Here is a 12,705-nt window from a genome sequence, read left to right on the forward strand (position 1 = left end):
GTAACCCCTATTGGCATTTATCAAATATGCTCAAAATTTCGAACTCTGTCACAATTCAAGACTGGGAAATCCAACTTGCTCCCATAAGAGCTCAAGGTTCTGGCGGTCAAAACGTTAATAAGGTATCGTCCGCGATACATTTACGCTTTGACGTACATCATTCCACGCTTCCCCAATTCTACAAAGATCGCTTACTAGCTATGTCTGACAGTAGAATATCAAAGGAAGGAGTGGTGGTAATTAAAGCGCAAACGTACCGGACACAAGAGCAGAATCGAGAAGATGCACTGAATAGATTAGCTGCCCTGATTCAATCTGCGAGTCATCAACAAAAGAAGCGAATATCGACTAAGCCAACAAGAGCTTCACAACGACGCCGCTTAGATAATAAAACCAAACATGCGGTCAAAAAAGAACACCGAAAAAAGGTGTCATTCTAAAACGTCAAAAGCTAGAGCCATTACATTTAAAGACCAGCATAGGTCTCGATTTTTAGTCAATTATTCAGGATTAACATTATGACTATTAGGCAAAAGCTCTATTCATTGGGCATCATCGCTATTTTAGGTATCATTACCCTCTTAGGCACCTCGTCACATTTTGCTGAACAAAGCAAAGAACTTAACCACGCCATTAAGCTAGTGGGCGACTTAGAAATCAGACTCTTAAACTTACGTCGCAATGAAAAGGACTTTCTATTAAGAAGTAATGCCAAATATCTTGGCAAGTTTGACCAAAACGTCGAGCAGTTTGTCATTGTGGAAAATGAGCTCGCTCATATTTTGCAATCTCATCAACTCCCTTCTAGCCAACAATTTAAGCAAGACTTATTTACCTATCAGAAAGATTTTCAAATCTTAGTGTCTGCTTTTAAGAAGCTTGGCCTAAACAACGAGCAAGGCTTATTGGCTTCCTATTCACATGCCCTTGAAAAGGCAGAGAAATATGCAACCAATGAGCAACTTTTATCTCTTCTCAAATTTGACCAATTGGTTCAAGCTGGTGAAGTCAATACATCATTAGTATCGGGTATCGATAAGGTAGAGCTTCTTAGCGCCGCTCAAGCCGTTGCTAGCCAAAGACAACTGATTGGGGTTTCATACAACAAGGGCTTGCTCGGTGAAACTCGCTCAGCCTCTCACGCAGTTGAAGAGCAGTTCAAGAATTTCTCTAGTGCTTTAACGAAAGCTTATTCAGACCGTGAAGCTCAGATGACGCTAATAAAGCAAGGAACAAGCGTTGTTATCTTAGCGATGATTGCATTGATCATACTGCAAATTTCTCGCTCCATTAACTCTCGTGTTGCAACCTTACTTACCACCATCAAGTCTATCAGTGAAACTAACGACATGGGTATTCGTTCTACGCTAGAAGGAAAGGACGAGCTGGTATCAATTAGTCATCACCTTAATGACTTGTTAGATAAGTTAGAGGTTTTGATTAAAGGAACACAAGAAAAATCGGGCGTTCTTTCATCCAGCACGGATAACATGCATCGCGAGCTTGAAGGCGTTATTGAACAGTTCCACAATCAAGCTGACCATACGTCTTCAATGGCGACAGCTGTACAACAAATGGTCGCTACGATCGGTGAAATCTCTCAGAGTACATCTGTTGCTGTCGAAGGCGTTCACCAAGCTTCAAACAATGCAGAAAGCGGACGCGAAGTCGTTGAGTCAACCGTAACAAATGTTGGTCAGCTAACCGGAATTCTATCCAACAGCCAGCAGTCAATTGCATCTCTGAACAGTCATGTTGATAAAATTGGTGGCGCCGTAAATATCATTCAAGAAATTGCAGAACAAACTAACCTACTTGCTCTAAACGCTGCTATCGAGGCTGCCCGTGCTGGAGAACAAGGACGAGGATTCGCTGTCGTAGCTGATGAAGTACGTGCGCTTGCAAGCCGTACACACCAATCGACTGAAGAAATCACAAGAGTGGTTTCTGATATTCAGTCTCAGATGTCGACAGTGGTTGCAGACATAGATCAATGTAATGACCAAGGGCAACAAACTTTGCATGCATCAGAGAAACTAGACTCAAGCCTGCAACAAATCATCACCGATATGCATTCGATTCAAGCGAATTCAGAGCGAATCGCTTCGGCAATTGAAGAGCAAGGGATTGTGATGAACCAAGTAAGTGAGTCAATCACTGAACTGAATGTTATCTCTGACAATAATATGCGTTCAGCCCAAGAGTGCTTGCAAGAAGTAGACAGTGTCTCTGCACAAGCCCATGACATGGATGCCGCAGTAGCTGAGTTTAAAACTCGCAATGCTTAACTCAGCCTTTCCAATATTGAAGTAATCTTAAGCAAAACAAAAAGCCCGAAGCACTCAAATGCTTCGGGCTTTTTTCTATCTGAGATAACTCAGTTCTTATTCATCATCTAAAGGGACGAGCTTAGTGTTGCCACCGTGGATTTTCTCGCGTTTTCTCTGTACCAGCGCGTAGAAGCCTGGGATCAGGAAAGTACCCGCCAGAAGCACACACAACAGACCGCCAATTAGGGAAATACCTAACGAGTTCTGACTTACGTGACCCGCACCGGCTGCGAAGATCAATGGGAAGATACCCAAGATGAACGACCATGATGTCATGTTCACCGCACGGAAACGAAGCTTACCACCTTGTACCGCGGCGCTGTCGATATCCACATCTTTCTCTTCACGCTCTTGCTTGGCGAATTCCACAATTAGGATTGCGTTCTTCGCCGCGAGCGCTATGAGCAGGACGAGACCGATCTGAGCGTACAAGTTAAGCGGCGTTCCGGTTAAGTTCAATGCGAGGAAGGAACCTAACGTCGCCACTGGCACCACCAGAATGATCGCCAAAGGAATACTCCAACTCTCATACTGCGCCACCATGAACAAGTAGATAAAGATCAATGCCAATGCGAACGCGTAAATCGCTTGGTTACCTGCCAATACTTCTTGGTAAGCCATACCCGTCCACTCGTAAGTGTAACCTTGTGGCAGAACTTCAGCCGCGACACGTTCCATTGCTGCAATCGCGTCACCACTTGAATAACCCGGTGCAGGCTGACCTTGAATAATGGCACTGCGGTACATGTTATAACGCCATGCAACATCTGGCTCAAACACCTGTTCGTAGCTCACTAATGTACTCAGTGGTACCATATCGCCACTTGAAGAACGCACGTGGAAACGCTCAAGATCTTCCATACTGCTGCGGTGTTCGCTGTCTGCTTGCATGGTCACACGGAAGTTCTTACCAAACATGGTGAAGTCGTTCACGTATAGCGAACCAAGGTTACCTTGCAATGTTTGGAAGATTGACGACAGTGGAATACCTAATTGTTGCGCTTTCTCACGGTCAATATCGACATAGTAATGCGGTACATTTGCACGGAAGGTACTGAAGGTATATGCGATTTCTGGCGCTTGGTTAGCCGCCTGAATCATTTCACCCATTACCATCGACAAATCAGTACGGCTACGACCTAACGTGTCCTCAAGTACAAATTCAAAGCCTGAGGCTGCGCCCATACCCGGAACGGCAGGAGGTCCCATCGCAAATACTATCGCTTGCGGCAGTTCCATCGCAGCACGACCGTTGATGCGGTTTGCAATTGCGTTAGCAGCATGTTCACCGTCAAGGGAGTTACGCGTATCCCAATCATGCAGTTTGATAAACAGAGACGCACCGTTTGATGCTGCGGCACCCGTCATGAATGAGTAACCATTCGCAACCGTCACACCATCAACACCCGGTTCTTGCTCAACCATCTTCATCAGTTCATTAGTCACTTCCTCAGTACGGGAAAGAGACGCAGAGTCCGGAAGTTGCACGTTCACCAACAAAATGCCTTTATCTTCTTGAGGTACAAACGCCGTAGACGTTGTTTTCGCGAAGAAAGTTACTGCGGCAACCGCGACGACGAAGAAAGCAATCAGCAACATAGACTTCTTGACCAAGAAGCCAGCGATCTGACCGTAGCGCGCTGTTACGCGCTCTAGACCGCGGTTGAACGCTTGGAACCAGTTTGCCGTGTTACCACCACCCTGCTTCAACACCAACGAACATAGTGCTGGAGACAGCGTTAATGCGTTAATAGACGAGATAACTACCGAGATACAGATCGTCAATGCGAACTGACGGTACATGATGCCGGTAATCCCCGGAAGCATGGCTACTGGTAGGAATACCGCCAATAGAACCAAGGTCGAGGTAATGATTGGACCCGTTACTTCTTTCATCGCCAGCAAAGTGGCTTTGCGTGGTGAAATGGTTGGGTCTTTCGCCATGGTGGTATCGACGTTTTCGATAACCAGAATCGCGTCATCTACCACGATACCGATAGCAAGGATCAAACCAAACAGAGTTACTGTGTTTATAGTAAAGCCTGTTGCCTGCATGATGGCGAATGTACCGATAAGCGATACCGGAATTGCAACAACAGGAATCAAGGTTGCGCGCGCACTACCTAGGAACAGGTAAGTTACTGCGATTACCAATAAGATCGCTTCAATCAACGTCTTCACTACGCCCTTGATCGACTCAGCAACGAACACAGTGGTATCGTAACTGGTCTCGTAAGCCATGCCTTCAGGGAAGTTAGTGCTTAGGCGCTCAAGCAAGTCCATGACCGCTTGACCGCTTTCCAATGCGTTTGCATCCGATTGAAGTGACAGAGCAACGATAGACGCATCTTGACCACGGAACTTACCGTTACCGTCATAGAACTTCTTGCCAAGCTCAACACGAGCGACGTCTTTTAGGTATACCGTAGAGCCATCTGGATTTGCACGAAGTACCACATCCTCAAACTCGCTCACGCTCTCAAGACGACCTTTGGTCACCAAGTTAAACTGAACTTCTTGAGGATTATTGTATGGCGCAGCACCGATACGACCAGCTGCCACCTGCACGTTCTGCTCAGCCAGTGCCGCATAAACATCGGTTGTTGTGAGATTCAGGTTAGCCATTTTTTCAGGATCTAACCAAACACGCATTGCGTATTCACCACCGCCGATTACGTTTACTTCACTGATACCTTTAACACGCGCCAGCTGGTCTTTTACGTTCAGGTTGATGTAGTTGATAAGGAACTTGTCATCGTACTTACCATCAGGTGAGTAGAAGTTCAAAACCATCAACAAGTCAGGAGAACGCTTTTTCACCGTTACACCGACCATGCGCACTTCTTGAGGCAGTTTAGACTCAATCTGTGATACACGGTTTTGCACGTTAACCTGCGCCATATCTGGGTCAGTACCCACATCGAAGGTTACGTTTAGGCTGTAAGAACCATCATTCGCGCTCTTTGAAGACATGTAAATCATGTTTTCAACGCCGTTCACTGAGGTTTCTATTGGGTCGCTATCGCCTGCTCCACAACCTCAGCACTTGCACCCGTATAGAATGCGGTCACGCTCACCGATGGTGGACTGATTTTAGGGTATTCAGCAACAGGCAAGATCGCTAATGAGATGGCACCTGCCAACGTCAATATGATCGAAATAACCAGCGCGAATTTGGGTCTTTGAATAAAGAAACGACTTAACATACCGCCTCCTACTGTTTGTTTTCAGCAGGTGATTGAATACGTACTTCTACACCGTTACGCACACGTTGCAGACCTTGGGTAATCACTGTGTCGCCCTTATTTAAACCTTCTTTGATGATGATGCCCTGCTCGACTTGTGATCCAAGCTCTACGTTACGACGTTCTGCTACGTTGCCTTCCGTCATCACCATGGCGAAGTCACCTTCAAGATCCGTTTGCACTGCGCGACGAGGAATGACAATCACGTCTTTCGCGTCCTTGTCACGAAGGTTTACTTTAATGTGCTGACCGGGAAGCAGCTTTTGATCTGGGTTTGGTACCAATGCGCGCATCGCGATCGTACCGGTTTGCGTATTAATTCGGTTACCTAAAAAGTCCAATTGACCTAGATGTTCGAAGTACTCGCCGTTTTCCAGTTCAAGTTGAACCTCAACACCACTCGACTCTGCACTTCCGTCACCCTTGATACCATCCATACCAAGATTTAAGCGTTCACGCTCACTCACGCTGAATGAGGTATGCACTGGGTCTAGGCTCACTAATGTAGTCAGAATGCCAGAAGACGGTGAAAGCAGATCACCTGTACTCACTTTACTATCACTGATTCGGCCACTAAATGGGGCACGAATTTGAGTGTAAGAAAGGTTTACTTCCGCAAGCTTAAGCTGAGCGTTTGCCGCTTCAAGCTCAGCTCGCGCGCCAAGTAACGTCGCCGTCAACGCATCGAACTCAGATTGGGAAATACTGCCACGTGGCAACAAGTTTTTACCACGTTGATGGTCGAGCTCTGCTTTCTTAAGCGCCGCTTTTGCCTGCGCTAGCGCTGCTTTTGCACTCGCCACTTGCGCTTCGAAAGAAGAAGGCTCGATGGAGTACAACAACTGTCCTTTTTCAACCATCTGACCTTCATCAAAATGGCGCGCTTCAAGATAGCCGGAAACTTGTGCCGTGATATTCGTATCTTCTACTGCTTCAATGCGACCGATGTAAGACTTGCTCGGTTGGTAGTCGATAATTGCGACATCTTGAGTCACAACAAGAGGAGCTTGTCCCCCCCCTTCTGGGCGTTGGTTGCTTCTCCGCATCCCGCGAGGATAGCTGTTGCCGCCATTAGTGCGACGAGTGGTTTCTTTTGCATGTATATACCGTCTTTATAGAACAGGATTCATTTGAAAATACCCTAACCTTACAGGTGACTTTGTCCGAAAACTTTAAGAAGAAAAATCTAAAGTGTTGCAAAGTGTAAGGGTATGAAACGACTCGCAATCAGAGTGATAATAGGCCCACAAATATTACAACCATGTAAAGACCCGTTGTTTTTCAGCAACAACTGCAAAACGAAGATTATGTGGTTAATTTACTGCCATTTTCAGTTGGCCTTTACGCAGCAAGTTGTTGTATTGGCGTTTTGACTACTTTTTTTAAATGAATGAGTTATTATGCGAGTAATTCAACGCCTGCTACCTAAGAGGACAAGCATGATTTCTAAATGGGAGAAACGTTTTTACCAAATGGCTGAGTTAGTGGCATCTTGGAGTAAAGATCCATCTACGCAAGTTGGCGCGGTAATTACGAAGCAGAACCGCATTGTATCTGTTGGCTTTAATGGCTATCCACATGGTGTTTCTGACAGTGTGGATACAGATGAGAGAGAATTAAAATATCTGAAAACACTCCATGCGGAAGAAAATGCGATTTTATTCTCAAAACGTGATTTGGATGGTTGTGAGATTTGGGTAACGCACTTCCCTTGTCCAAACTGTGCCGCAAAGATCATTCAAACTGGTATTTCTCGCGTAAGCTGCCCTGAGCAATCGGAAGATTTCTTATCTCGCTGGGGCGACAAGATTCAAGTGAGCCAAGACATGTTCAACCAAGCAGGTGTAGAAGTGAACTGGCTGCCTATCAATGAAATCGAAGAAAAAAGCGTTCGTTAATCCGTTTTTGGAGTTGATAAATTTCTTAGTCAGGTTTGCTAGATTCCGCCAAACCAAATAAATAAGCCCAGACATAACGTCTGGGCTTTTGTTCATCTAACTCAGAACTAGCCGTGCTTCTTCGCTGTGAGTTCCGCTATTTTAACGATCACTTGCACCGATTTCTCCATCATTTCGACAGAGATAAACTCATGAATACCGTGGAAATTGTAACCGCCAGTAAAGATGTTCGGACAAGGTAGGCCCATAAACGACAAACGAGCACCATCAGTACCACCACGGATTGGTTTAATCAGAGGCTCTACATCACATTCTTCCATCGCTTGTTTCGCCAAGTCGATGATATGTGGGTATGGCTCAACCATTTCACGCATGTTGTAGTAGCTGTCGGTTAGCTTCAGTTCAACTGAACCGTGCTTCAGCTCGGCATTCATATCATCGACTAACTTCTGCATGAAGGCTTTACGATTTTCAAGACCTTCGCGGTCAAAGTCACGAATGATGTAGCCTAGCTCACTGCGAGCCACACCAAGTTCACCAGATTTTAGGTGGAAGAAACCTTCGTAGCCTTCTGTGGTTTCTGGCGTTTGATCTTCTGGCATTTGTACTTGGAATTTAGCCGCCAAGTTCATCGCGTTAACCAATTTGCCTTTCGCAGTGCCTGGGTGCACGCTTACGCCATGAAAAACAACATCCGCACTGGTTGCATTGAAGTTTTCGTATTCTAACTCACCTTGAGGACCACCATCGATGGTGTAAGCCCATTTAGCACCGAATTTCTCAACATCAAACAAGTCTGCACCACGACCGATTTCCTCGTCAGGCGTGAAACCGATACAGATATCGCCATGAGGAATTTCTGGGTTCTCAATCAACACAGCAACTGCAGACAGGATCTCAGCAATGCCAGCTTTGTTGTCCGCGCCAAGCAGTGTCGTGCCATCTGTTGTTATTAGGTTGTGACCATGAAGCTCGTGCAAATCCGGGTACTGTACTGGAGAAAGCACTTCATCACCCAAGCCAAGCGCGATATCACCACCTTGGTAATCTTCGATAAATTGAGGGTTCACGTTTTTACCAGAAGCATCTGGAGCGGTATCCATGTGCGCAATAAAACCGATAGCCGGCACTTCGTAATCGACGTTAGAAGGGAGCGTTGCCATTAGGTAACCGTTGTCACTGAGCGTCACATTGCTTAAGCCAAGCTCAACCATTTCTTTTTTAAGTTGCTGCGCAAACACCAGTTGCCCGCTGCTACTTGGGCAAGCTGTTTCATGGGGATTAGATTGAGTATCAAACGTGACGTAGCGAAGAAATCTATCAACTAAATGCTTCATAATTATTCTCATCGTTTTAGGAAAAGAACACTGCACTGCACACATTAGGTTGTGCGAGAGTCCTATCCAATATAGTTAGATGAGCCATGTTACGCCCCTGCCACAATAAGAAATTGCTTTGAATCAGTTTTTCATTGAATAGCATCTTAAGACAAACCTAGACCGCTATTGCATTAACTCTTCTGCTAGCTCTCTCCACTCTCTGATTTCGTTTTGGAAATGCTTCCATTGCTTGCCTGTCATAGACTGAGCGATAGCTAGAGCAAAATCATCAGTCTTGTCTATATTTCGCTCAATTTTCTTATTCATCTCTACGCCGTAATAGCTTTCTGGCTGAAACAAAAGATTCATGAACATTCTTTGATAAGTAGAACTATCTTGTTGGCTTTGAAATAATAACTCTAACTCAGTATAAATTGATGCTCGGTATGTTCTCCAATCCGTGGTGTTAAGCTCAACATTTTGGGCTAATACTTTCGCTATTTGTTTCTGTTTATTCGTCGTGGTTCCAATCCAGTTTTCTAGCGCACCCAATGCTGATTCATAAATTATATTCCGGATTTCTTGTTCCGTTTTATCTGCGTATTTTTCGTCTTTTTCATCGTATTTTTTCTTAACATTTTTAAGAAACTCCTGTTGCTGGTCTTCTGTCAGCAATAAGCTGAGGGAAAACAAGTCTGGGGCCGCTTTGTTTACGACTCTTGAGTAATGTTCTTTCAAAGCATCTCTATTAGTTTTGAGCTTATCAATAGACAGAGTGTCCTTATTCCAAGACTCTAACTCTTTAAGGTGCGCTATATAACGGGGTAATTCTTCACTTTTGTGCCACGCAGCCAAGCGGTTAATCCTATCCTCGAGTATTGCCTCTTGCTCTCTGTCTAGCGATACATAATCATCAATGTAGTCGATTACGAACCAATCAATATTTTTATAAAACAAGGTTTTTGCGCATCCAAATAACAAAGTGCAGATAGTAATAACGAATATAACCCTGAGCTGTGTTTTGTTAGTACTTAGCATACTTATAAACCATCCATGTTCTCTCTTTACCAATTTAACTTCTATACTGACGATTAAGTGGCAATTAATCGGCAAAGCGGCAAATTTGTTTGCCGCAACATATAAGTATAGAGTTTAAAATTAACGTTTCGTTCACAGTTGTACGATAATCATCAGATATAAATACAAAAATTAAGTGAAATGCTTCAGAAAATGACGCACTTACTTGGCATATATATTGCTTAAAATACATTAGGTTAGTTTATGGAGGAGTACCATGGCTGCTGCTGAGCAACTGGACACCAGTGTTGAGTATGAGATTCGTTACTTCGAACAAGGAAAGATACATAGTATGAGAGTGGTAGCGGACAACAAAAAAGCTGCGCATGAATACTATTTGGATTGCGGGAAGCACAATAGCGACTTATATTCTATCCGCCCGGATGAGTAAGTGTATATCAAAAAGCCAGCGTAACGCTGCTTTTGATAGTGGGAAGCCTATGGCACACCATGTCCTTTTGAAGCGACCCAAACGCGGTACCACTGTTCACGCGTCAATTCGATATTGAGCGCATTGACTGCCGAGTGAACTCGTTCGATCTTACCAGAACCGATAATAGGCATAGGCTTCGAGGGTAATCGGCGTACCCACGCGTAAATCACTTCATCAATACTATTCGCACCGACTTCTTCACGAATGGTTTCTAACTCATTACGAACACGAACGGCTTGCTCTGTGTCCCCCGTAAAAATTGAACCACCACCTAAGCATGACCAAGCCATAGGGCGCACACGTAAAGTTTGCATCAGGTCTAGTGTACCGTCATGCGCAACTTCGAAGTTCAGAGGATTGATTTCCACTTGATTAGTAACAAGTGGTTTGCCCAAGCGCGATTGCAAAAGTTCAAATTGACGAGGTGTGAAGTTAGATACACCAAAGTGTTTCACCTTACCGACTTTATGTAACTCTGAAAATGCTTCTGCGACTTCGTCTGCATCCATCAGGACGTCAGGGCGGTGAATCAAGAGCACATCAATTTCATCAACATTCAAACGCTCAAGCGAGTTATTTACTGATTGGTAGATATGCGCTGCACTGGTGTCGTAATGGTTTATCTTACGCTCTGGCGTTTTATCGCCACACAAGTTGATGTCGCATTTGGTCACGATCTGAATTTGCTCACGGACGCTTTTGTCCAGTGCTAATGCTTCACCAAACAGCGCTTCACATTCATAGTTACCGTAGATGTCAGCGTGATCGACCGTCGTAATACCTAACTCAATGTGTTGCTTTAGGAATGACAAACGTTCTTGCGCCGTCATACCCCAATCTACTGCACGCCAATATCCTTGAACCAGCTCAGAAAACTCTGGACCGTTTGGTGCAGTCACTACTTTTGCAACCATGGGTTTCTCTCCTTTTCTTAATCTGATTTCATCCTAGACTTGTTTAACCGTTCACTCAACGGGTAAACTTTCGCAATTCGAACTGGAGTACGAAATATGTCTTTTGCCCAACGACTAGCCACCCTGATTGGTGAAGAAAGTGTCAGCGGTTTCGCTCGACGCGTCGAGGTATCCGAAGCTTTAATCCGAAAGTACCTTAAAGGAAGCGAACCCAGCTTAACCAAAGCTAACCAAATCGCGATGCGCGCAAACTGTTCACTAGAGTGGCTAGCGACTGGCTGTGGTTACTTATACCGCCAAGCAGAAGTCGTAGATATGGAGGCTTACAAACTGGCCTACCAACATGTGATGAACGGAATGATTTCTGAGGTAGAAGAAGCGCAACACCGTAAATTGGTTGCGGGTTATCAGTATCTGCGCGCACATAAAAAGTCAGATGGTTTTTTGGATGAATCTGCGATGGCAACGTTTCTCGCTCTACACCACGAAAACAAAACTGCAGTTTCTTCGGTTTAGAAACGAATAACCTTTAGCTCAATCATCTCGCCATCGCTGTTCAATGTAACTGTTAATCTTGGCTTTGGCGCATCAAACTCGTCAGCTAAAACCCAACTCATGCTGCGTGGCGCTTTCTGCGAATAACGGTTGATAAAGAGAATAAGCTCTTTGTCTACCGTACGAGATAAATTGTCCTTCAAACGCTCTTTGACATCATATCGCTCACCTTGAATCTCAACTCGTGTTAGTACCAGCCCATCTTTTCTCAAATTGAGAATCAATTCATTTAAATTCTGTGCCTGATAGTCTGTCAAAAAGGAAAAGCGAATTTCTTCTCCTGTTAAAATCGCCTCACCATAGAGAGGTTGATGGTAATAGTGAAAATCATCCAAACAGAACACCACGCCTTGCTGATGCACTTCACAGTCATACCAAATACCGCCATCCTCTATAACTTGCTTAACTTGAGAAATTGGAGCTTCAGATAGGATGGTTTGCCACCATAAATCTTGACCATGTACGATCTTGGCGAATAGGCCAAAAGAGAGAAGTATTAAAAGAGGAATACGTGGCATTAACGGCCTTAATGATAACTTAAAAACCCCATAGTTAATGCGCATCGCTCAAGATGCAAGAAAAGAGGTCGAGTTTTTAATACAAAAAAAGCGGACCATCTAGTCCGCACGAATCGTTTAGGGCCTGTTGACCTTTCGAGCTGACTTTTGCAGCGAATTGTTGGGTATTTATACAAGGAAGAGACTTTGCTGTGTAGCGAGCCTACATGAGAAGTCGATAACGCAGTAGAAATGACCAACAAACGCTGCCCAAAGGGTTCGGCTAAAATCAGCAGACCCTAGTAAGTCTTAAACTCGTAATCCATTACGTAAGAACCATTACAAAAGTAAGAATATCACGAGCTCTGCATTATTCAACATAACGTACTGCATTGTTACCGCTATTGTGAGCGGACATTAAAAAGGCGCACTTGTGC

At 44.6% G+C, this 12,705-nt stretch carries 9 protein-coding genes and 2 pseudogenes; 5 read left to right on the forward strand and 6 right to left on the reverse strand.

Features of this window, described 5'->3' with window-relative positions; translation table 11 throughout:
* Positions 1–26: 26 nt before the first annotated feature.
* Positions 27–440 carry an alternative ribosome rescue aminoacyl-tRNA hydrolase ArfB gene (gene arfB / locus B853_RS24440; RefSeq protein WP_038882959.1) on the forward strand — a complete coding sequence of 138 codons (414 nt, stop codon included), beginning with the start codon at positions 27–29 and terminating at the stop codon, positions 438–440.
* Positions 441–518: 78 nt separating this feature from the next.
* Entirely contained in the window at positions 519–2,288 is a 1,770-nt protein-coding gene (locus B853_RS24445; protein ID WP_038882958.1) for a methyl-accepting chemotaxis protein, read from the forward strand.
* Between the two features lie 96 nt (positions 2,289–2,384).
* Here B853_RS24445 and vmeZ read toward each other — a convergent pair.
* Positions 2,385–5,536: pseudogene (gene vmeZ / locus B853_RS24450) on the reverse strand (multidrug efflux RND transporter permease subunit VmeZ).
* A gap of 8 nt (positions 5,537–5,544) precedes the next feature.
* Positions 5,545–6,674 (reverse strand): annotated as a pseudogene (gene vmeY, locus B853_RS24455) (multidrug efflux RND transporter periplasmic adaptor subunit VmeY).
* Positions 6,675–7,014: 340 nt separating this feature from the next.
* On the opposite strand from vmeY, the gene B853_RS24460 reads away from it, so the two are divergent.
* On the forward strand, positions 7,015–7,473 hold the full coding sequence (locus B853_RS24460; protein ID WP_010452507.1) for a dCMP deaminase family protein: 459 nt from the start codon (positions 7,015–7,017) through the stop codon (positions 7,471–7,473).
* A gap of 107 nt (positions 7,474–7,580) precedes the next feature.
* On the opposite strand, the gene pepT is transcribed toward B853_RS24460, so the two are convergent.
* Both pepT and B853_RS24470 read right to left on the reverse strand, forming a co-directional pair.
* Entirely contained in the window at positions 7,581–8,810 is a 1,230-nt protein-coding gene (pepT, locus tag B853_RS24465) for a peptidase T (protein WP_038882955.1), read from the reverse strand.
* Positions 8,811–8,975: 165 nt separating this feature from the next.
* On the reverse strand, positions 8,976–9,830 hold the full coding sequence (locus B853_RS24470; protein ID WP_038882954.1) for a DUF6279 family lipoprotein: 855 nt from the start codon (positions 9,828–9,830) through the stop codon (positions 8,976–8,978).
* 256 nt (positions 9,831–10,086) lie between these two features.
* On the opposite strand from B853_RS24470, the gene B853_RS24475 reads away from it, so the two are divergent.
* A complete protein-coding gene (locus B853_RS24475) occupies positions 10,087–10,260 on the forward strand; it encodes a hypothetical protein (RefSeq protein WP_010452514.1) in 174 nt (57 codons plus the stop codon).
* A gap of 47 nt (positions 10,261–10,307) precedes the next feature.
* Here the strand turns inward: B853_RS24475 and B853_RS24480 are convergent, their stop codons facing one another.
* On the reverse strand, positions 10,308–11,216 hold the full coding sequence (locus B853_RS24480; RefSeq protein WP_038882953.1) for an aldo/keto reductase: 909 nt from the start codon (positions 11,214–11,216) through the stop codon (positions 10,308–10,310).
* A gap of 96 nt (positions 11,217–11,312) precedes the next feature.
* On the opposite strand from B853_RS24480, the gene B853_RS24485 reads away from it, so the two are divergent.
* A complete protein-coding gene (locus B853_RS24485) occupies positions 11,313–11,732 on the forward strand; it encodes a hypothetical protein (RefSeq protein ID WP_038882952.1) in 420 nt (139 codons plus the stop codon).
* Here B853_RS24485 and B853_RS24490 read toward each other — a convergent pair.
* On the reverse strand, positions 11,729–12,289 hold the full coding sequence (locus tag B853_RS24490; protein ID WP_038882951.1) for a hypothetical protein: 561 nt from the start codon (positions 12,287–12,289) through the stop codon (positions 11,729–11,731). The genes B853_RS24485 and B853_RS24490 overlap by 4 nt on opposite strands.
* Positions 12,290–12,705 lie beyond the last annotated feature (416 nt).

Source organism: Vibrio rotiferianus CAIM 577 = LMG 21460 (assembly GCF_002741985.1).
In the GTDB taxonomy this organism is placed as follows: domain Bacteria; phylum Pseudomonadota; class Gammaproteobacteria; order Enterobacterales; family Vibrionaceae; genus Vibrio; species Vibrio rotiferianus.